The sequence below is a fragment of the Streptomyces shinuiensis genome, from assembly GCF_043660855.1.
Classification (GTDB): domain Bacteria; phylum Actinomycetota; class Actinomycetes; order Streptomycetales; family Streptomycetaceae; genus Streptomyces.
The window spans coordinates 1,850,572-1,870,698 of record NZ_JBIHML010000001.1; the positions used below are offsets into that span (position 1 = coordinate 1,850,572).

Genomic DNA, 20,127 nt, shown 5'->3' on the forward strand with positions numbered 1-20,127 from the left:
GTTCGGCCTCGTCATGGCCTCCGCGCCCACCCCGGCGACGGCTCACGGAGCCACGATGATGCCGGGGTCGCGCACCTACCTGTGCTACATCCCGGACGGCAGGCTGTGCAGCGGCGGCGACCGGGGACCGTTCGGCTTCTCCTCGTACAACGCCGCCCGCGACGACTGGCCGACGTCCGGGTCAAGCACAGCAACTGGGCGCACCACCCGGGCCGCTTCGACGTCTACGTCACCAAGCAGGACTGGTCCCCGGACAAGGCCCTGGCCTGGGGCGACCTGGAGAAGATCAACACCGTGACCGACCCGCCGCAGTCGGGCAGCGTCGGCTCCGAGACCGGTCACTACTACTGGGACGTCCAACTGCCGCAGCGTTCCGGCCAGCACATCGTCTACATCCACCGGATCCGCTCCGACAGCCAGGAGAACTTCCACTCCTGCTCCGACGTCGTCTTCGACGGCGGCAACGGCAACGTGACGTGGTGACCGGGAGGCGCCCCGCCCCGGGGCGCGCTGACTCAACCGGGACCCGCGGATTCGGCCGGTCCGGCGACCCGCGCCCCCGGACGGGCACCGACCTCCCCGCCGCGGCGCGGCGGGGGCATCCGGGCGATGGGACGGACCGCTGACCTGCGCGGAAGCGCCGGCGCCTTCACCCGTGCAGGGCAACGGGGCGGGAAGCGCCTCCGGGCGGCCGCAGGGGCTCTGAGCTGGGACTTAGCCGATTTGACTACCGACTGTCATGGATTGCGTGCGTATATGTACCGATTTAACGTGAATTGCGCGTGGTAGTGATCGGCTCATCACGGGCCGTGACGCAGTCCATGTGTCCTTTCCCCGGGCCCGGTCCCGCACCGGACCCTCCCCTCCCAGGAGGTTTCTCCACAATGGTCAAGTCGAAGCTCAGCAAGCTCGCCCTGGTCGCCGCCGGTGGCGCCGTCGCACTCGCCACCGCCGCCGGGCCGGCCTTCGCCGAGCCGCCCGCCCCCTCCGCCGACCTCGGCCGGCAGAGCGTCGAGGCCCCGCGCGCCGGTGCCGAGATGCGCAACCCGGAGATGGCGCCCGAGTCGATGGACGACAGGCGCCACCACACCTACAAGGGCCAGGTCATCGCCCGCACCGGCCTGAACGTCCGCAGCAAGCCCAACACCTACAGCCGGGTTCTGGCGACCCTGCCCTACGGCAAGATCGTCCACATCGAGTGCAAGGTCAACAGCCAGAACATCGACGGCAACCCGCGCTGGTACAAGCTGGACCGCAAGCACCACCACCACAACGGCTGGGTCTCCGCCCGCTACGTCCGGAACATCGGCCCGGCCCCGAAGTTCTGCCGCTACTGACGGTCGCGGCCGAACCCCCGGCGCCCGTCCCCGTCGCCCACCCGGCGGCGAGGGCGGGCGCCGCCGTGCGCGTTCGACCTGCGTACGACCTTCGATCCGTACGGCCGGGCGGACCGATTCGCGGCGGGCCGGGCGCGCGGGCGCGTCCGGCCGGTCGTGCGCGGGGGATTGACGGGCTTGCTGACGAGCGGTCTCATAAGAGGCGAGTCAGATGTGACCGCCAGTAACCCCACAGTGAGGTGGCCGTGCGATGACGACCGCGACCGATGCCGGACGGCTCCGGGACGCCCTCGGGCTGCTCAAGGACCGCGAACAGGTGGCCGAGCGCCTGCTCGAGTCGTCGGCCAAGCACTCCTTCGACCCCGACCGGGAGCTGGACTGGGACGCGCCCTTCGAGGAGGGCAAGTGGTTCTGGCCCCCGGAGCTGGTCTCCCTCTACGGCACCCCGCTGTGGAGGCGGATGCCCGAGGAGCGGCGGATGGACCTCGCCCGCCGCGAGGCCGCCTCGCTCGCCTCGCTCGGCGTCTGGTTCGAGATCATCCTCATCCAGCTGCTGGTGCGGCACATCTACGACAAGCCCATGGACAGCTCACACGTGCGCTACGCCCTCACCGAGATCGAGGACGAGTGCCGGCACTCCAAGATGTTCACCCGCTTCATCTCCAGGGCGGGCGTGCGGCCGTATCCGGTCCCGCGGTTCCACCACAACCTGGCCCGGGTCCTCAAGACCGTCTCCACCACGCCCGGTTCGTTCACCGCGACCCTGCTGGGCGAGGAGGTCCTGGACTGGATGCAGCGGCTGACGTTCCCCGACGAGCGCGTCCAGCCGCTGGTGCGCGGCATCACCCGCATCCACGTCGTCGAGGAGGCCCGGCACGTGCGCTACGCGCGCGAGGAGCTGCGCCGCCAGATGGTGAGCTGCCCGCGCTGGGAGGCGGAGTTGACCCGGATCAGCTCCGGCCAGGCGGCCCGGGTGATGTCCATATCCTTCGTCAACCCGCAGGTCTACACCGACGTCGGGCTCGACCGCCGCGAGGCGGTCGCCCAGGTGAGGGCCAGCGGCCACCGCCGCGAGGTGATGCAGACGGGCGCGAGGCGGCTGACGGATTTCCTGGACGAGATCGGGGTGCTGCGCGGGGCCGGCCGCAGGCTGTGGCGGAGCTCCGGGCTGCTGGCGTAAGGGCGGGCCGGGCCGGTACAGGATCGTGCGGACGGGACGGCGGCGGCTACGCTGCCCGCATGACCGCCCCGGCATACCGCAGGCTCACCGTGGAGGAGCGGCGCGGCCAGCTCATCGGCGCCGCGCTGGTCCTCTTCGCGCACCGCGCCCCCGAGGACGTCTCGCTCGACGACGTCGCCACGGCGGCCGGCGTCTCGCGCCCCCTGGTCTACCGCTACTTCCCCGGCGGCAAGCAGCAGTTGTACGAGGCCGCCCTCGGCAGCGCGGCCGACGAGCTGCGGCGGTGCTTCGCCGAGCCGCAGAGCGGTCCGCTCAGCCGCAGGCTGTCGCGGGCGCTGGACCGCTACCTCGACTTCGTCGACGGGCACGACGCGGGGTTCGCCGCCCTGCTGAGGGGCGGCAGCGTCGCCGAGACGTCCCGGACGGACGCGATCGTGGACGGGGTGCGGCGGGCCGCGGCCGAACAGATCCTGCTGCACCTGAAGGTGGACCCGGGTCCGGAGCCGGGCCCGCGGCTGCGGATGGCGGTCCGCACCTGGATCGCCGCGGTGGAGGCCGCCTCGCTGATCTGGCTCGACGAGGGCAAGCAGCCGCCGCTGCCCGAGCTGCGCGACTGGCTGATGGACCACTTCCTCGCCCTGCTCGCCGCCACCGCCGCCGGTGATCCGCGAACGGCGGAGATCACCCGCGCCGCACTGGCGCTGGAGCAGCCGGACGGGCCGGCGGGCCGGCTGGTCCGGCAGGTGGCCCCGGTGGTCGGCGACTCCTTCCACCTGCTGTGACACTGGAGCGGTGAGAAGCGAGGAGACGGTGTTCACCGGCGGGCCGATGGACGGGCGGGCGCTGCCCGTCCTGCTCGGCCCCACGGGGCGTCCGCCGAAGTACTACGAGATCCCCGTACCCGACCCGGCGGGCGGCCGGCCCGTCGTCCACGTCTACCGGCTGGAGGCGGTCTCCGGAGGCGGGAGGTGGTCGGTGCTGCCGCGCGGCTGGCGGTACGTCCACCAGCCGGAGGGCAGGCCGCGGCGCGGGCCGGGGTGGCCGTGGAGCCGGCCGGGCGGACGGCGGCGGTTCGGCGGCCGGTGAGCCGGGAGGGGGCCGGGAGAGGCGTGCGGCAGCCGGCCGGACCGCTCCACCCGGCCGGTGCCCCGGTTGCCGCATTTCATGGATTCTCGTGGATTTTTACGGCGTTTGCCGCAGCCGGGGCACCACTGCGGAGGCCGGCACCGGCCCCGCGTGCCACGATCGCCGCAGGGCCTTCGCGGGGAAGCCCGCGAAGGCGGTGGCGGTGCGGAGCGCGGAGGTGAGCCGGTGGCGAGGGCGCGGGTTCGTCTGGTGCGGGCGGTGGCGGCGGTGGTGACCGGCGCCGCGGTCGCCGCAGGGCCGGGGCCGCCGGCCGCCGCGGCCCCCTCCCCTCCCCCGTTTCCCCCCGCGGCCCCGGACGGGGCCGGCGGGGCGGGCCCGGCGGACGGGGCGTTCGGGGATCCCGCGGCGGCCGGTGACGTGCCCGTCAGCGAACTCCTCACCAGGATGCGGGACCTGTACCGGCGGGCCGAGGCCGCCGGTGAGGCGCACGGAGCCGTCGAACAGGAAGTGGCCGAGCGGCACGGGAAGGTCGACCGGCTCCAGCGCGAACTGGCCGGCACCCGCGTACGGCTGGCCGAGGCCCGCGACGAGGCCGGACGGCTGGCCCGGCAGCACTACCGGGGCTCCTCCGGGGTGCTTCCGCCCTCCCTCCGGCTGCTGTTCGGACGGGACGAGCGGGAGGTGCGGACGGTGCTGGAGCACGGACGGGCGGTGGAGCGGGTGCTGGGCGACCGGGCCGCCGCCGCTGCCCGGCTGTCGGCCGAGGAGCGGCGGCTGGACCGGCTCGCGACCCGGGCACGCGGCGCCCTGGACCGGCAGCTCGTGCTCGCCGCCGACAGCGGGCGCCGACGGGACGCGGCCGGGCGGAGGCTGGCGGAGGTGGAGCGGGCGCTCGCCTCGCTCGGCGACGGCGAACTGGCCGTGCTGCGCCGCGCGGAGGCGGTGCAGCACGGCCCGTGAGACGTACACCGGCGATGTGCGCACGGCCGGCGGGGCGCGTCCGCCGGGGCGCGCGTCCGGTGGGAGGTGCGGCTCAGACCGAGGCCAGACTCGCCAGGTACGCCTGCGCCTTCTCCGGGTCGAAGAACCAGTTCTCCAGGTCGGCCGGGTCGTTGAAGGCGTTGGCGAAGCGGTTCGCCAGCTCCTGGTGCTCCATGCCCGCGCCGATCAGCTGCAGCACGTGCTCCGGCGGCGGCGCCAGCAGACCGTTCGACCACTCGGTGACGTGCCGGGCCGTGTTTTCCCAGAAGCGCTCGAACGTGGCCTGCATCCACTCCTCGTCGAACGGCCTGTCCCCGCGCTCCAGAATGGCGTTCAGGTAGGAGGCGGCGCACTTGGAGGCGGTGTTGGAGCCCTGGCCGGTGATCGGGTCGTTGGCCACCACCACGTCCGCCACGCCCAGCACCGCACCGCCCGAGGGGAGGCGGCCGACCGGCTTGCGGACGGTCGGCGCGTAGCGGCCGGCGAGCGTGCCGCCCGCGTCGGTCAGCTCGACCTTGCGGGCCCGCTCGTACTCCCACGGGGTGAAGCGCTTCATCAGCTCCAGCGTGAGGTCCAGGTGCTCGGCGGGGTCCTTGACGCCCTGGAAGACGTCCAGCGGGCCGCCGGGGAGCCCCTCCCAGAACATGATGTCGCAGGGGCCGGAGAGGGTGTAGCCGGGGATCATGAACAGTTCGCCGACGCCCGGAACCAGGTTGAATCGCACCGCCAGCATCTCGGGGTGCTCCGGGCGCCGCTCCAGGCCGTGCACGTAGGACACCGCCAGCGCGCGCTGCGGCTTGTCGTAAGGCGAGCGCGAGGCGTCGCGCTCGAACATCGTCACCAGCTCGCCCTTGCCCGCCGCGACGAGCACCAGGTCGTAGGTGCGGGCGAAGAAGTCCAGGTCGGAGACGGCCGCGCCGTGGATGACGAGCTGACCGCCGCGCTGGGCGAAGGTCTCCAGCCAGCCGGCCATCTTCACCCGCTGGTCGATCGACTGCGCGTAGCTGTCCAGACGGCCCACCCAGTCGACGGGGCGGGTGGGGGTCCCACCGGCGGAGCCGGGGGGGTCGCCGGGGCCGACGACGGTGACGCCCAGGCCCTCGGTGCGCGGGCTCTGGCCCTCCCAGAAGTTGATCTCCAGATCGCGCTCGTGCTGGAGTGCCTGGTCGAACATGCACTGGGTGGACATGACCCGGCCGCCGCGGATCTCGTCCGCCGTGCGGTTCGACATCACGGTGACCTCGTAGCCGTGCGACTGGAGGCCGAGCGCGAGCTGGAGACCGGACTGGCCGGCTCCGACGATGAGTATCTTCCGCATGGCGGTTCTCCCCTGGAGTGCCTTGGTGACGAGGTGCCTGGGTGTGGGGGTTCGTGGGCGCCGGTTCGCTGGACGCCGGGGCGGGGCCGGGGTTTCCGGTCAGGCCGGGGTGAGGTCCAGCGCGTGGCCGACGAGCGCCGTCAGCGAGTCGACGACCGTGTCCCGCTTGCGCGCGTCCATGATGACGACGGGCACGCGGTCGGGGACGGACAGCGCCTCGCGCACGTCCCCGGCCTCGTAGTACTCCGTCCCCTCGAAGTGGTTGACGGCGACGACGTAGGGCAGGGCGCAGCTCTCGAAGTAGTCGAGCGCCGGGAAGCAGTCCTCCAGCCGCCGGGTGTCGGCCATCACCACCGCGCCGATCGCGCCGCGCGCGAGGTCGTCCCACATGAACCAGAAGCGCCGCTGGCCGGGGGTGCCGAACAGGTACAGCACCAGGCCGGCGTCGAGGGTGACGCGGCCGAAGTCCATGGCGACCGTGGTCGTGGTCTTCTCGGGGGTGGCGGTGATGTCGTCGGTTTCCTCGCTCGCCCGGGTCATCACCGCCTCGGTGGTCAGCGGCTCGATCTCGGAGACCGAGCCGACGAAGGTCGTCTTGCCCACGCCGAAGCCCCCCGCCACCACGATCTTGACGGAGATCGGGGCGCGTCCGCGCTCCTCCTGCCAGGGCTGGAGCTTCTCGGCGCTCTGTGCCGGGTCGTTCACGGCGTCCACCACGGGTCTTTCTCGGGGGTCTGCTTCGGGTCTGCTTCGGGTCTGCGTCGGTGTCTGTGTTCGGGTTCTGTGCCGGGGTGCCGGCCGGTCGTCCGCGGCGCCCCGCCCGGCACCGGGCGGGGCGGCCCGTCAGAGCCTGCGGAGTCCGCCCAGCACCCTTTCCAGCAGTGCGCGGTCGGGGCGGTCGTCGTCGTAGCCGGTGCCGTAGACCCGGATGCGCCCCTGATCGGCGAGGTCGCTGAGCAGTACGCGCACCACGCCCAGCGGCATCTGCAGACGGGCGGCGATCTCGGCGACCGAGCGCATCCTGCGGCACAGCTCGACGATGGCCCGCATCTCGGGCATCACACGGTCGCGCAAGCCCCCCGAGGTCAGCTCCAGGCGTGCCTCGGGGGCCTCGATGGCGGCGACGAGGGTCTCCACCAGCAGCACGTGCCCGAAGCGGGTGCGGCCGCCGGTCAGGGAGTAGGGGCGCACGCGCGCGGGTTTGCGTGCGGGCAGCGGGCTGTGGGAGGTCACTGGTCCAGCTCCATCGACGTGCGCAGTTCGGTGCGGAGTTCGGGGGTGAGGACGTGTCCGGCCCGGCCGACGAAGAGGGCCATGTGGTACGCGACGACGCTCATGTCGCAGTCGGGTGCGGCGTGGACGCCGAGCAGCGAGCCGTCGCTGATCGCCATCACGAACAGGCTGCCCTCGTCCATCGCGACCATGGTCTGCTTGACGGGCCCGGCGTCCATCAGCTTGGACGCGCCCTGGGTGAGGGAGCCGAGGCCGGAGATGATGGTGGCCAGGTCGGCGCCGGCGTCCCTGGGGCCGCGCTCCGGCCGTCCCGCGGGTTCCCGGCGCGGGGCGGCGCCGTCCGAGCTCTCCCCGGCGCCGTGCTCCTCGCGGTCCGGTCCGCCGCCGGGACCGGCGGCACCGGCGGTTCCGACCGGTTCGGAGGAGAGCAGGAGCAGGCCGTCGGAGGACACCACGGCGACGGACCGTACGCCGGGGACCTCGTCGACCAGGTTGGACAGCAGCCAGCGCAGGTTGCGTGCCTGCCTGCTGGGCGTGTGTGCGGTGGTGGGCGCGTTCACTTGCGTGCCTCCTCGACAGTGCCACACGTGTCCGTCGCCTCCGCGCGGTCGTCCGCCGGGCCGTCGCTCCGGCCGGCGGTGCTCTGGTCGGCGGCGACCTGCTCGGCGGCGATCTGCGCCTCCGCGTCGCGCTGGCCGTCCCGGGCGCCCTGCTGGAAGCCGCCGAGCCGTCTGCGCAGCTCCTCGGCCCTCAGCCCGCCCGTACGGGGGCGGGGGACGTCGGCTCCGGTCTCCACCGTCCGCGGTGTGCGCTTGGGGAGCCCCTTGGCCGTGACGGTCCGCGGAGCGGGGGAGGTCTCCTCCTGCGGAGCGGGTTCGGGCGCCGGAGCCGGGGCCTCGTCCCGGGTCCGGCTGTGCTCGCGGGGGTCCTCGGGCTCGACGTAGTACGGGCCCGCGGCCCGGACCAGGGCGTCGCGCGCGGTCTCGTCGGCCTCCGCGGCCTCCGCGGCATCGGTGGCGCGGGCGGCCGGGGGAGGCGCGGTGTCCCCGGTGATCCGGGGGATCCGCGCGGTCCCGGCGGCGTCGGCGCCCCCGCCGTCCGCTCCCGTGTCCGGCGCGTCCGTCTGCGGAGCGTCCGTGCCCGCCGCGCCGGCGGCCGCCGTCACCGCCGGGCGTACGCGGTCCGGACGGGGCGGCAGCGTGTTGCCGTTGGCCTCGGCGACCGTGCCCGGCAGGGGCTGCGCCGTGCCCGCGGCGGCGGTCCTGGCCCCCGCGAGGGCCCCGGGCACCGGGCGGTCGGGCAGCAGCGCGCGCGGCAGGACGGCGACCGCGGCGATGCCGCCCTGCTTCTGCTCGCGCAGCTGCACCCGTACGCCGTGCCGCGCGGCGAGCCGGGCCACCACGTACAGGCCCATGCCCAGCGCGTCGTCGTCCTCGGGGGTGGCGCAGGCGCCGTCGGCCAGCTTGGCGTTCAGCTCGGCCAGCCTCTCGGGGGAGGAGCCGATGCCCTCGTCCTGGACGGAGAGCATGATCTCGCCGTTCTCCAGCATCCAGCCCGACAGCCGCACCTCGGCGTCCGGTGGCGAGAAGGCGGTGGCGTTGTCCACCAGTTCGGCGATCAGGTGGCTGATGTCGTCGGCGGCGGAGCCGGAGACCTGGGCGTGCGGCGGCAGCGTGGCGATCTCCACCCGCTCGTAGCGCTCGAGCTCACTGACCGCGGCGCGCAGCACGTCCAGCAGCGGCACCGGTTCCAGATGGCCGGTGGTGTGCTCGGAGCCCGCCAGGAGGAGCAGGTTCTCGCTGTGGCGGCGCATCCGGGTGGCGAGATGGTCGAGCTTGAACAGGGAGGCGAGCCGCTCCGGTTCCTTCTCCTCGTGCTCCATGGACTCGATCAGGGCGAGCTGCCGCTCCACCAGTCCCAGGGTCCGCAGCCCGAGGTGGACGAACGTTCCGTGGGAGGAGCCCTGGCGGCGTTCCGGGTGCCCGTCCCCGGCGGACTCGGCGGCGGCCTTCGCGGACTCGTGGTCGCGCAGCAGCCTTTCGTGCTCGGCGGTCAGGGCGGTCAATCGCTCGCGCGCGGAAGCGAGTTCGGCTGCGAGCGGGTCGGTGCCGGCCTCACGCGCGGGACCGGCGGACGGCGCCCCGGCCGCCGCGGAGCCGGCCGCGGCCTCGGCCCGGACGGCGCGCTCGTGCAGCTCGGCGGCGGTCTCCCGCAGGCGGTTGACGACGCGTACGACATCGGCGAACTCGTCGTTGCGGCCGGTGTACACCACCGGCTCCTCGCCCACCGGATCGGCGGCCACCCGCTCGCCGCCGCGCCGCAGTACGGCCAGCGGCCGGGCCATCGAACGGGCGGTCTGCACGCTGATGCCGACGGCGAGCAGCAGGCAGACCCCCAGCAGGGCGGCACGCAGCTCCAGCGCCGTGACGTCGTCGTCGCGCAGCCCCTCCAGCCTCTTCACCTCGGCGGCCGCCAGCGAGGACTCCATGCCGCGCATGCGGTCCACCCGGGCGGTCAGCGCGGACTCCACGCGGCCGGGGTTCAGGGAGCGGTCCCGGTAGTCCAGCCGCGGCTGGTCGGTGAGGCGGGCCAGATAGCGCTCGGCCAGCGTCACGTCGGTGCCGGTGACGGTCCTGGCGTACGCGTCGCGGTCGGAGGCGAGCGCGGTCTGGTCGAAATCGGCGAGGGCGGCCTGCTCTCGCAGGTGGGCCTGCTGGGCGGCGGCGGTCAGACGCGGCTGCTCGCCCTCGCCGGCGAGTGCGGCCAGCAGCAGCCCGCGGGCGGCGGAGGCCTGCTCGACGGCGCGCCCGAGGTCGGGGAGCGCGTCGGCCGTCGCGTTCTCGGCGCGTGCGGGCAGTGCACGGGTGGTGGCGGCGGTGATGCCGCCGAGGGACTGGATGAGCTGGGTGTACGCCTCGTACGTCTCGGCGGCGCCGCCCTCACCGGCGACGGCCCGCCGGCGGGTGTCGGGGAAGGCGTCGAGCAGCCTCCGTATGTCGGCGGGGGCGTCGGTGCTCAGCTCCCGGATGCCGCGGTCCACCCGGGCGCGCTCCCGCTCGGAGAGCCCTTCGCCGTCCCCGGTGGTGCGGCCCGCGGCGATGTGGCGGACGACGGCGTCGCGCTCGTCGGCCAGGGCGTGGGAGAGCGAGACCGCGCGGCGGCCCAGATCGGCGCGGTCGACCAGCCGCTGGGAGTCGGTCAGGTCGCGCGAGGCGGTGGCCACCGAGGGCGCGCCCGCGGCGAGTACGGCGGCGGCGCACAGGACCACGGAGGCGAGGAGTCTGTTGCGCACCCGTGCCCTGCGCCCTGTGGGGGGCGGTGCGGAGGCCGTGCCGTCCCGGCGGTCCTGCCGGCTGCTCCGGTGTCGCTTCTTCCCCACCCGCGCTCGCAATCTCGTTCCGCCGTCCCGGACCAGTCCGGGACGCGACAGTCCAATGTGTGCGGCAAAGGACCGCATCCCGTCCGTTCACGGCTGCCCGCGGCGACCGACGTTTCCACCGTCGCGGCGGATGCGGAGGCGGTCCCCCTGCCGGGCCACCCGAAGGAGTGAACATCACGGGGGAGTTGCCGAACAACTCCGATGCCGCGACCGGTTCGGCCACACACCGGTCAGGGGTTGGAAATCCGCCCGGCCTTTTGGCAATATTCGCGCCCACCGTTTCACGGACACCCTGATTCCGGTAGAACTCCGGCGAAGAACTCGCAGGTCGTGACAGTGGTCCAGACCTGCCACCCGCCCCCCCCGCCCCTCTGCCGCCGACGCCTCTCCCACACCCCTCTCCCGGCCCCCTCCGGCACACTGGCGCGCATGCGGATCGAGATGGCGAGCGAGCCCGGCAGCCCCCAGGTCCCCAACGAGGACTACGCGTCAGTAGCCCTACCTGCGACGGGAAGGGGCGGGGCGCTGGTGGTGCTGGACGGCGTGACCCCGCCCCCGGAGGACACCGGATGCACTCACGGCGTGCCGTGGTACGTGGCCCGCCTGGGCGGGGCGCTGCTCGAACTGTCCGGTTCACGGCGGGATATGACGCTCGGAGAGTGCCTCGCGTCCGCCATCGGCCGGACCGCCTCCTCCCACGGCCCGGGGTGTGACCTTTCTCACTCCCGCACTCCGCAGGCGACGGTGGTGCTGGCCCGCTGGGACGACTCGGCCGTCGAGCATCTGGTGCTCTCCGACTCGGCGCTGCTGCTGGAGGGCGCGGACGGGTCGGTGACGCCCGTCCGCGACGACCGGCTGGACGGGCTGCGGCCCGCCGCACGGGCGCTGCCCCCGGCCGGGCGGGCCGCGTACCTGGAGTCCCTGCGCAACACCGAGGGCGGCTTCTTCACCGCGGCGGCCGATCCTGCGGTGGCCGGGCGCGCGGTGGTGGGCTCGGCGCCCCGCGAACGGGTGCGCGCGCTGGCCGCGTTGAGCGACGGCGTCACGCGCTGGGCGGAGACCTTCCGTCTGGGCGACTGGACCGCGCTGATGGCGGTGCTCCACGAGGATGGGCCCCGGTCGCTGATCGGGCGGGTGCGCGCCGCCGAGTCCGCCGACCGCGACGGCACGGCCTTCCCGCGCGGCAAGGCGCACGACGACGCGACGGCCGTGCTGGTGGAGTTCTAGACGGCTTCCGGTCCGTCCCCGGCCACCGGCCGGGGGCGCCCGCCCGGGGCCGCATGCTCAGACCGCGACCGGTACCGGCGGCGGACCGGGCGGCCTCCACCGCGGCCCGCGCCTCGGCGTCCGGCAGGTCCGGCGGCACCACCATCCCGGGCGGTCCCACCTCGTCGTCGAGCGGCAGCACGGACAGGGTGAGCGTTGTGGACGACGCAATACTGATACCACCGTCAGTGGCAAAGTTGAGCCGGGTTGACTCAAATTCCGCTCAGCGACCGGGAGGCGCGCCGTGTTCCCCGTCGCGTGTTCGCTGCGAGCGATCACCGCGCTCACCGGCCCGCCCGTCGCGTCCCGCCCGCCACCGGCAGGATGGCCCGCATGACGGCCGACACGCATTCCCCGTACCCCCCGTACGAGACGACGACCGGCCACGGGACCGGCGCCCCCCGAGTCCTGGACCGCCGTGACGGCCCCCACGGCGAGGTGGTGCTGCGGCGGCACGGTGAGCTGCTCCAGATCATCGCCAACGGCTGCTTCCTGATGGACACCTCCGACGGCCGCTCCGAGCGCATGCTGGTGCGGGCCGCGCTGGAGGAGCTGGACACCGGCGGCGGCCGGCCCTCCCCGGCCGTGCTGATCGGCGGGCTGGGCGTCGGCTTCTCGCTGGTCCAGGCGGCGGCCGAGCCGCGCTGGGGGCGGATCACGGTGGTCGAGCGGGAGGAGGCGGTGATCGACTGGCACCGCGACGGCCCGCTCGGCGAGATCTCCTCCGGCGCGCTGGCCGACCCCCGGGTGCGGATCGTCCGCGCCGACCTCCTGGCACACCTGACCGGTGGCGGGCCCGGGGGCGGAACCGAGGGCGCGGAGGCCTACGACGCGCTGTGCCTGGACGTCGACAACGGTCCCGACTGGACGGTCACCGAGGACAACGGCTCGCTCTACACCCCCGCCGGGCTCGACGCCTGCGCCCGGCGGCTCGCCCCGGGCGGAGTGCTGGCCGTGTGGTCCGCGCAGCCGTCCCGGGCGTTCGGCGAAGCGCTCCGGAATGCCGGGTTCACACGGGTGCGCGCCGAAGAGGTACCCGTCGCCCGAGGCGCCCCGGACGTGGTCCACCTCGCCACCCGACCGGCGTAGCGCACCGCACACGCGCCCTTTACTCTCTAGCGGTAAACCGAGCGGTAGGGCGAGACGTATGGACCACAGGAACACCACGCAGTCCCATGGCGGCACCGCCGCCTCGGCGGCCACCCCGGGCGCCCAGCGCCGGATCCTGGTCGTGGAGGACGACCCGACCATCACCGAGGCGGTGGCCGCCCGGCTGCGTGCCGAGGGCTTCCAGGTCCGCACCGCCGGGGACGGCCCGGCGGCGGTGGAGGCGGCCGAGGTGTGGCAGCCCGACCTGCTGGTGCTGGACGTGATGCTGCCGGGCTTCGACGGCCTGGAGGTCTGCCGCCGGGTGCAGGCGCAGCGGCCGGTTCCGGTTCTGATGCTCACCGCCCGGGACGACGAGACGGACATGCTGGTCGGCCTGGGGGTCGGCGCGGACGACTACATGACCAAGCCCTTCTCCATGCGGGAGCTGGTCGCGCGCGCCCACGTCCTGCTGCGCCGCGTGGAGCGGGCCACGATCGCCGCGGCCTCCCCGCGCTCGGGCACGCTGCGGCTGGGCGAGCTGGAGATCGACAACGCCCAGCGCCGGGTTCGGGTGTCCGGCCGGGACGTCCACCTCACCCCGACCGAGTTCGACCTGCTGGTCTGCCTGGCCAACTCCCCCCGCGCGGTGCTCTCCCGCGAACAGCTCCTGGCCGAGGTGTGGGACTGGGCGGACGCCTCGGGCACGCGCACGGTCGACAGTCACGTCAAGGCGCTGCGCCGGAAGATCGGCGCGGAGCGGATACGCACCGTCCACGGCGTCGGCTACGCGCTGGAGGCGCCCGCCCCGGCCCCCGACTGGACATGAGCGCGGCGGGCGCGGGCCGCCGCCGGTGCTCTCTGTGGGGCCGGTTCTGGGAGGGCGTGCGCCCCGTGGACCCGTTCCGCTCGGTGAAGGCCGCGCTGGGCGCGCTGGTGATCGTCACGGTGGCCATCACCACCTTGCTGACCATCGTCGCGGTCCACTCGGCCATCGAGCTGCGGGTGATCGCCCTGCTGGCGGTGATCGCCTCGCTGCTGGTCACCCAGTTCGTGGCGCACGGGCTGGCCGCGCCGCTGGACGAGATGACGGACGCCGCCCGCTGGATGGCCCGCGGCGACTACAGCCGGCGGGTCCGTGTCGACCGCCGCGACGAGCTGGGCGAGCTGGCCGGGACCTTCAACCGCATGGCCGCCGACCTGGAGGCCGTCGACCGGCACCGCAAGGAGCTGGTGGCCAACGTCTCGCACGAGCTGCGCACCCCGATCGCGGCGCTGCGCGCGGTGCTGGAGAACATGGTGGACGGGGTCTCCGAGGCCGATCCGGCGACGATGGACATCGCGCTGCGGCAGACCGAGCGCCTGGGCCGCCTGGTGGAGCACCTGCTGGACCTGTCCAGGCTCGACAACGGCGTGGTGCCGCTGCGTTCGCGCCGCTTCGAGGTGTGGCCCTACCTGGCGGGCGTGCTGAAGGAGGCCAACATGACCAAGGGTCAGGGGCACTCCCGCACCGACGTCCACCTCCATCTGGAGGTGGCTCCCCCGGACACGGTCGCGTACGCCGACACCGAGCGGCTGCACCAGGTGGTCGCCAACCTGATCGACAACGCCGTCAAGCACAGCCCGCCCCACGGCCGGGTGACGGTGCGGGCACGCCCCGGCCGTACGCCGCTGAGCCTGGAACTGGAGGTGCTGGACGAGGGCCCGGGCATCCCGGAGGCGGACCGTGCCAGGGTGTTCGAGCGCTTCGGCCGCTCCGCCTCGGCCGAGGGCGGCGACGGCGGCACGGGGCTGGGGCTGGCCATCGCGCGCTGGGCGGTGGATCTGCACGGCGGGCGGATCGGAGTGGCCGAATCCCCGCGAGGCTGCCGGATCCTCGTCACTCTTCCCGGCGATACGTCCGGACTGGAGTTGACGTAGGCTCGAAGCATCCGCGAGGTGAGGGAGCGAGGCGGGCGCCACTCCCTGGACCGCTCCTTCCCTGAAGCGGTCGAACTATGTTCGTTTCCCGCCGGAGAAAGCGCCGAAACGCACCTGCAGATGTGACTTAGGCGACGCAAACACCATGCCGACTGCACCGAACGGCGCAGGGAGCGTAGCCTTTATTTCTGCTGTCCACCCACACAGGTAAGCGGAAGAGGGCGGTTGCCGCCGTGTCGCCACAGGCCCCCAAGACTTCGAGTTCTCCCAGGACCGAGCAGGACGGGCAGGGCAAGAGTCCTGCCGCCGGTTTCGGTGCCAACGAGTGGCTCGTCGACGAGATCTACCAGCAGTACCTCCAGGACCCGAACTCCGTAGACCGGGCCTGGTGGGACTTCTTCGCCGACTACAAGCCGGGACAGGCCGCCGGAGGAGCCGCGGCCCCCAGCGCGTCGAAGCCCGCGGGTGAGCCCCAGGCGTCACAGGCCTCCCAGCCGCGGCAGACGGAGCCCGCCTCGAAGGCCCCCGCGGCCGAGCCCGCTCCCCCCAGGAGCGAACCCGCCCCCAAGCCCGCCGCCAAGGCCGCTCCCCCGAGCGAACCCGCCGGGAGCGGGGACGGCCAGGCGGCCGGCCCGGAGTACGTGCCGCTGCGCGGCCCGTCCGCCGCGGTCGCCCGGAACATGAACGCCTCGCTGGAGCTGCCCACCGCCACGTCGGTGCGCGCGATCCCGGTGAAGCTGCTCATCGACAACCGCATCGTCATCAACAACCACCTCAAGCGCGCCCGCGGCGGCAAGGTGTCCTTCACGCACCTCATCGGCTACGCCATGGTGCAGGCGCTCAAGGCGATGCCGTCGATGAACCACTCGTACACCGAGAAGGACGGCAAGCCGACGCTGGTCAGGCCCGACCACGTCAACCTCGGCCTGGCCATCGACCTGGTCAAGCCCAACGGCGACCGCCAGCTCGTGGTGGCCGCCATCAAGAAGGCCGAGACGCTGACCTTCTTCGAGTTCTGGCAGGCCTACGAGGACATCGTGCGCCGCGCCCGGAACAACAAGCTGACGATGGAGGACTTCTCCGGCGTCACCGCGTCGCTGACCAACCCCGGCGGCATCGGCACCGTCCACTCTGTGCCGCGCCTGATGCCCGGCCAGGGCCTGATCATCGGCGTCGGCGCGATGGAGTACCCGGCGGAGTTCCAGGGCACCTCGCAGGACACCCTGAACAAGCTGGGCGTCTCCAAGGTCATGACGCTGACCAGCACCTACGACCACCGCGTGATCCAGGGCGCCGCCTCCGGCGAGTTCCTGCGGATCATGCACCAGCTGCTGCTCGGCGAGAACGGCTTCTACGACGAGATCTTCGAGGCGCTGCGCATCCCCTACGAGCCGGTGCGCTGGCTCCGCGACATCGACGTCTCCCACGACGACGACGTCACCAAGGCCGCCCGCGTCTTCGACCTGATCCACTCCTACCGGGTCCGCGGCCACGTCATGGCCGACACCGACCCGCTGGAGTACAAGCAGCGCAAGCACCCCGACCTGGACATCACCGAGCACGGGCTCACCCTGTGGGACCTGGAGCGGGAGTTCGCGGTCGGCGGTTTCGCCGGCAAGTCCCTGATGAAGCTGCGCGACATCCTGGGCGTGCTGCGCGACTCGTACTGCCGCACCACCGGCATCGAGTACATGCACATCCAGGACCCCAAGCAGCGCAAGTGGATCCAGGACCGCGTCGAGCGCCCGCACTCCTCGCTGGAGCGCGACGAGCAGCTGCGCATCCTGCGCAGGCTGAACGCCGCCGAGGCGTTCGAGGTCTTCCTGCAGACCAAGTACGTGGGGCAGAAGCGCTTCTCGCTGGAGGGCGGCGAGTCCGTCATCCCGCTGCTGGACGCCGTGCTCGACGCCGCCGCCGAGGCGCGGCTGGACGAGGTCGTCGTCGGCATGGCCCACCGCGGCCGCCTCAACGTGCTGGCCAACATCGTGGGCAAGTCCTACGCCCAGATCTTCCGCGAGTTCGAGGGCAACCTCGACCCGAAGTCCATGCACGGCTCCGGCGACGTGAAGTACCACCTGGGCGCCGAGGGCACCTTCACCGGCCTGGACGGCGAGGAGATCAAGGTCTCCCTCACCGCCAACCCCTCCCACCTGGAGGCCGTGGACCCGGTCGTGGAGGGCGTGGCCCGCGCCAAGCAGGACATCATCGGCAAGGGCGGCACGGACTTCACCGTCCTGCCCGTCCAGCTCCACGGCGACGCGGCCTTCGCGGGCCAGGGCGTGGTGGCCGAGACGCTGAACATGTCGCAGCTGCGCGGCTACCGCACCGGCGGCACCGTGCACGTGGTCATCAACAACCAGGTCGGCTTCACCGCCCCGCCGGAGTCGGCGCGCTCCTCGATGTACGCCACGGACGTGGCGCGGATGATCGAGGCGCCGGTCTTCCACGTCAACGGCGACGACCCGGAGGCCTGCGTCCGCGTGGCGCGGCTGGCCTTCGAGTTCCGCCAGGCGTTCAACAAGGACGTGGTGATCGACCTCCTGTGCTACCGCCGCCGCGGTCACAACGAGGCCGACAACCCGCACTTCACCCAGCCGCTGATGTACAACCTGATCGACAAGAAGCGCTCGGTGCGCAAGCTCTACACCGAGTCGCTGATCGGCCGGGGCGACATCACGCTGGAGGAGGCCGAGCAGGCGCTCCAGGACTTCCAGGGGCAGCTCGAGAAGGTCTTCACCGAGGTCCGCGACGCCACCAGCCAGCCGGCTCCGGCGGAGGTGCCGGCCCCGAAGGCGGAGTTCCCGGTCTCGGTGGACACCGGCGTCAGCGCGGAGGTCCTCAAGCGGATCGCCGAGTCCCAGGTCAACATCCCCGAGCGGATCACCGTCCACCCCAGGCTGCTGCCGCAGCTCCAGCGCCGCGCGGCGATGGTGGAGGAGGACAGGATCGACTGGGCGATGGGCGAGACGCTCGCAGTCGGCTCGCTGCTGATGGAGGGCACCCCCGTCCGGCTGGCCGGCCAGGACTCCCGCCGCGGCACCTTCGGTCAGCGCCACGCGGTGCTGGTGGACCGGGAGACCGGCGAGGACTACACCCCGCTGCTGTACCTGTCCGAGGACCAGGCCCGTTTCAACGTCTACGACTCGCTGCTGAGCGAGTACGCGGCGATGGGCTTCGAGTACGGCTACTCCCTGGCCCGCCCCGAGGCGCTGGTGATGTGGGAGGCGCAGTTCGGCGACTTCGTCAACGGCGCGCAGACGGTCGTGGACGAGTTCATCTCCTCGGCCGAGCAGAAGTGGGGCCAGACCTCCGGCGTCACGCTGCTGCTGCCGCACGGCTACGAGGGCCAGGGCCCGGACCACTCCTCGGCCCGGATCGAGCGCTTCCTCCAGCTGTGCGCCCAGAACAGCATGACGGTCGCGATGCCGACCCTGCCGTCGAACTACTTCCACCTGCTGCGCTGGCAGGTGCACAACCCGCACCACAAGCCGCTGGTCGTCTTCACCCCGAAGTCGATGCTCCGGCTCAAGGCCGCGACCTCGAAGGCGGCGGAGTTCACCTCCGGCGGCTTCCGCCCGGTGGTCGGCGACGCCTCGGCGGACCCGGCCCAGGTGCGCAAGGTCGTCTTCTGCTCCGGCAAGGTCTACTACGACCTCGCCGCCGAGCGGAGCAAGCGGGGCGCTACCGACACCGCGATCGTCCGGCTGGAGCGGCTGTACCCGCTGCCCAGCAAGGAGATCCAGGCCGAGATGGCCCGCTACTCCGGAGCCTCGACGATCGTGTGGGCGCAGGAGGAGCCGGCGAACCAGGGCGCGTGGCCGTTCATCGCACTCAACCTGGTGGACCACCTCGACCTGTTCATCGGCTCGGGGAGGGCCCCGAACGCGGACCGGCTGCGCCGGGTCTCGCGTCCGTCGTCCTCCTCTCCGGCGGTGGGCTCCGCCAAGCGCCACCAGGCCGAGCAGCAGCACCTGGTCAACGAGGTCTTCGACCTCTGAGGTCCCGGTCGGCGGAAGGGCCGGGGGCGGCCCGCCACCGTCCGCAGACCCCGCGGGGCCCGCACCGTCGCGTCGACGGTGCGGGCCCCGCGCCCGTGGTACCGACGCACACCATCCGGCCCGGACAGGAGATATCCATGTACTTCACCGACCGCGGTATCGAGGAGCTGGCGCAGCGGCGCGGCGAGGAGGAGGTCACCTTCGAGTGGCTCTCCGAGCAACTGCGGACCTTCGTCGATCTCAACCCGGACTTCGAGGTGCCCGTCGAACGGCTGGCGACCTGGCTGGCGCGTCTGGACGACGAGGACGAGTGACGACGGGCGGCGCCCGCGCCCGCGGTGCCGCCGTCCGGTCTCCTTGACTTCCCGTCGTCGCGATATATCGTGTCTCCACAAGGACGCGATATGTCGTCCCCCGCCGATTCAGGGGAGGCCGCCGTGCCAGGCCGGTCCGAGTGGTCCGTGGACGCGCCGTGCGGGCTCGTCTTCGAGGAGGAGGTCCACACCCTGCGGGTGCGCGTGGTGGGCGGCGCGGTGAACGTCGTCGGCACCGACGCCCCGCCCGCCAGGCTGGAGGTCGGGGCCGTCTCCGGCCCCCCACTGAGCGTCCGGCTGGAGGACGGCACGCTCACGGTCGCCTACGACGACCTGCCCTGGAAGGGGTTCCTCACCCTCCTGGACCGCGAGGCATGGCGGCACAGCGCCGACGTCTCGCTCGCCGTACCCGCCGGCGTCCGGGTCGAGGTCGGCGTGATCGGGGCCGACGCGATGGTCACCGGCATCGAGGGGGGCACCGAGGTGCGCGGGATCACCGGCGGCATCACGCTGGTGGGCCTGCGCGGCGACGCGCGGGCCGACACGGTCTCCGGAGGTGTGCAGGCGCAGGGCGTGACGGGGGGCCTGCGCTTCAACTCCGTCTCCGGCGATCTGACGGTCATCGACGGCGGCGGCTCGCCGGTGCGGGCCGACTCCATCAGCGGCGACATGGTGGTCGATCTGGCCCCGGTGCGGGAGCGGCGCCGCACCGACGTCCGGCTGAGCTCCGTGTCGGGCGGGATAGCCCTGAGGCTTCCGGAGCCGGCCGACGCCGCCGTGGAGGCGGGCACCGCCGGGGGCGCGGTCTCCTGCGCCTTCGGGGAACTGCGGGTCTCCGGGCAGTGGGGCGCCAGGCGTGTCACCGGCGCCCTCGGCACGGGCGACGGACTGCTGCGGGCCACCACCGTCTCCGGTTCGATCGCCCTGCTGCGCCGCCCGGAGCCGGACGCCGGCGAGGAGGCCGGCGACCCCTTCGCGGCCGGCGGCACACCCGCGCCGGCCGAGCCCTCCCCCTGTAAGGACGTGTGA

General features: G+C 73.1%; 17 protein-coding genes and 1 pseudogene. 13 read left to right on the top strand and 5 right to left on the bottom strand.

Going from position 1 to position 20,127, the window contains the following annotated elements; genetic code table 11:
* Positions 1-13 precede the first annotated feature (13 nt).
* The 6 genes and pseudogenes from ACGRHY_RS08055 to ACGRHY_RS08080 form a co-directional block, all read left to right on the top strand.
* Positions 14-477, top strand: a pseudogene (locus tag ACGRHY_RS08055) (lytic polysaccharide monooxygenase); the annotation flags it as partial.
* A gap of 407 nt (positions 478-884) precedes the next feature.
* Positions 885-1,337, top strand: a complete 453-nt coding sequence (locus tag ACGRHY_RS08060) for an SH3 domain-containing protein (protein ID WP_394634702.1) — start codon at positions 885-887, stop codon at positions 1,335-1,337.
* A 250-nt stretch (positions 1,338-1,587) separates the two neighbouring features.
* The gene (locus ACGRHY_RS08065; protein ID WP_394634703.1) at positions 1,588-2,517 is read left to right on the top strand and encodes an AurF N-oxygenase family protein; all 930 of its coding nucleotides are present in this window, start codon (positions 1,588-1,590) and stop codon (positions 2,515-2,517) included.
* A gap of 59 nt (positions 2,518-2,576) precedes the next feature.
* Complete coding sequence (locus ACGRHY_RS08070) at positions 2,577-3,299, top strand: TetR/AcrR family transcriptional regulator (protein ID WP_394634704.1); 723 nt, start codon at positions 2,577-2,579, stop codon at positions 3,297-3,299.
* A 10-nt stretch (positions 3,300-3,309) separates the two neighbouring features.
* Positions 3,310-3,603 (top strand): DUF8847 domain-containing protein, encoded by a 294-nt coding sequence (locus ACGRHY_RS08075; RefSeq protein ID WP_394634705.1) that lies wholly within the window; start codon positions 3,310-3,312, stop codon positions 3,601-3,603.
* A 225-nt stretch (positions 3,604-3,828) separates the two neighbouring features.
* The gene (locus ACGRHY_RS08080) at positions 3,829-4,563 is read left to right on the top strand and encodes a hypothetical protein (RefSeq protein ID WP_394634706.1); all 735 of its coding nucleotides are present in this window, start codon (positions 3,829-3,831) and stop codon (positions 4,561-4,563) included.
* 73 nt (positions 4,564-4,636) lie between these two features.
* Here the strand turns inward: ACGRHY_RS08080 and ACGRHY_RS08085 are convergent, their stop codons facing one another.
* The 5 genes from ACGRHY_RS08085 to ACGRHY_RS08105 form a co-directional block, all read right to left on the bottom strand.
* Positions 4,637-5,902 carry a styrene monooxygenase/indole monooxygenase family protein gene (locus ACGRHY_RS08085; RefSeq protein WP_394634707.1) on the bottom strand — a complete coding sequence of 422 codons (1,266 nt, stop codon included), beginning with the start codon at positions 5,900-5,902 and terminating at the stop codon, positions 4,637-4,639.
* A gap of 99 nt (positions 5,903-6,001) precedes the next feature.
* Positions 6,002-6,619, bottom strand: a complete 618-nt coding sequence (locus tag ACGRHY_RS08090; protein ID WP_394634708.1) for a GTP-binding protein — start codon at positions 6,617-6,619, stop codon at positions 6,002-6,004.
* A gap of 126 nt (positions 6,620-6,745) precedes the next feature.
* Entirely contained in the window at positions 6,746-7,135 is a 390-nt protein-coding gene (locus tag ACGRHY_RS08095; protein ID WP_394634709.1) for a DUF742 domain-containing protein, read from the bottom strand.
* Positions 7,132-7,695, bottom strand: a complete 564-nt coding sequence (locus ACGRHY_RS08100; RefSeq protein WP_394634710.1) for a roadblock/LC7 domain-containing protein — start codon at positions 7,693-7,695, stop codon at positions 7,132-7,134. Before ACGRHY_RS08100 ends, ACGRHY_RS08095 begins: the two co-directional genes overlap by 4 nt.
* Entirely contained in the window at positions 7,692-10,427 is a 2,736-nt protein-coding gene (locus ACGRHY_RS08105) for a sensor histidine kinase (RefSeq protein ID WP_394634711.1), read from the bottom strand. Before ACGRHY_RS08105 ends, ACGRHY_RS08100 begins: the two co-directional genes overlap by 4 nt.
* A 516-nt stretch (positions 10,428-10,943) precedes the next feature.
* On the opposite strand from ACGRHY_RS08105, the gene ACGRHY_RS08110 reads away from it, so the two are divergent.
* The 7 genes from ACGRHY_RS08110 to ACGRHY_RS08140 all read left to right on the top strand — a co-directional run bounded on the left by ACGRHY_RS08110 (position 10,944) and on the right by ACGRHY_RS08140 (position 20,127).
* A complete protein-coding gene (locus ACGRHY_RS08110) occupies positions 10,944-11,741 on the top strand; it encodes a hypothetical protein (protein ID WP_394634712.1) in 798 nt (265 codons plus the stop codon).
* A gap of 372 nt (positions 11,742-12,113) precedes the next feature.
* Positions 12,114-12,869: a spermidine synthase family protein gene (locus ACGRHY_RS08115; protein WP_394634713.1), complete on the top strand. Its 756-nt coding sequence runs from the start codon at positions 12,114-12,116 to the stop codon at positions 12,867-12,869.
* Between the two features lie 58 nt (positions 12,870-12,927).
* Positions 12,928-13,695 carry a response regulator transcription factor gene (locus ACGRHY_RS08120; RefSeq protein ID WP_394634714.1) on the top strand — a complete coding sequence of 256 codons (768 nt, stop codon included), beginning with the start codon at positions 12,928-12,930 and terminating at the stop codon, positions 13,693-13,695.
* Positions 13,692-14,786, top strand: coding sequence for a HAMP domain-containing sensor histidine kinase (locus tag ACGRHY_RS08125; protein ID WP_394634715.1), 1,095 nt, complete (start codon positions 13,692-13,694; stop codon positions 14,784-14,786). Before ACGRHY_RS08120 ends, ACGRHY_RS08125 begins: the two co-directional genes overlap by 4 nt.
* Before the next feature lie 233 nt (positions 14,787-15,019).
* On the top strand, positions 15,020-18,784 hold the full coding sequence (locus tag ACGRHY_RS08130) for a multifunctional oxoglutarate decarboxylase/oxoglutarate dehydrogenase thiamine pyrophosphate-binding subunit/dihydrolipoyllysine-residue succinyltransferase subunit (protein ID WP_394634716.1): 3,765 nt from the start codon (positions 15,020-15,022) through the stop codon (positions 18,782-18,784).
* 137 nt (positions 18,785-18,921) lie between these two features.
* Entirely contained in the window at positions 18,922-19,098 is a 177-nt protein-coding gene (locus ACGRHY_RS08135; RefSeq protein ID WP_093847737.1) for a DUF6104 family protein, read from the top strand.
* A 123-nt stretch (positions 19,099-19,221) separates the two neighbouring features.
* Positions 19,222-20,127, top strand: coding sequence for a DUF4097 family beta strand repeat-containing protein (locus ACGRHY_RS08140; protein ID WP_394634717.1), 906 nt, complete (start codon positions 19,222-19,224; stop codon positions 20,125-20,127).

Bases quoted from the DNA above. Each gene is read 5' to 3' on its own strand.
- ACGRHY_RS08060 (WP_394634702.1), top strand. From the start codon at position 885: ATGGTCAAGTCGAAGCTCAGCAAGCTCGCCCTGGTCGCCGCCGGTGGC.
- ACGRHY_RS08065 (WP_394634703.1), top strand. From the start codon at position 1,588: ATGACGACCGCGACCGATGCCGGACGGCTCCGGGACGCCCTCGGGCTG.
- ACGRHY_RS08070 (WP_394634704.1), top strand. From the start codon at position 2,577: ATGACCGCCCCGGCATACCGCAGGCTCACCGTGGAGGAGCGGCGCGGC.
- ACGRHY_RS08085 (WP_394634707.1), bottom strand. From the start codon at position 5,902: ATGCGGAAGATACTCATCGTCGGAGCCGGCCAGTCCGGTCTCCAGCTC.
- ACGRHY_RS08110 (WP_394634712.1), top strand. From the start codon at position 10,944: ATGCGGATCGAGATGGCGAGCGAGCCCGGCAGCCCCCAGGTCCCCAAC.
- ACGRHY_RS08115 (WP_394634713.1), top strand. From the start codon at position 12,114: ATGACGGCCGACACGCATTCCCCGTACCCCCCGTACGAGACGACGACC.
- ACGRHY_RS08120 (WP_394634714.1), top strand. From the start codon at position 12,928: ATGGACCACAGGAACACCACGCAGTCCCATGGCGGCACCGCCGCCTCG.
- ACGRHY_RS08125 (WP_394634715.1), top strand. From the start codon at position 13,692: ATGAGCGCGGCGGGCGCGGGCCGCCGCCGGTGCTCTCTGTGGGGCCGG.
- ACGRHY_RS08135 (WP_093847737.1), top strand. From the start codon at position 18,922: ATGTACTTCACCGACCGCGGTATCGAGGAGCTGGCGCAGCGGCGCGGC.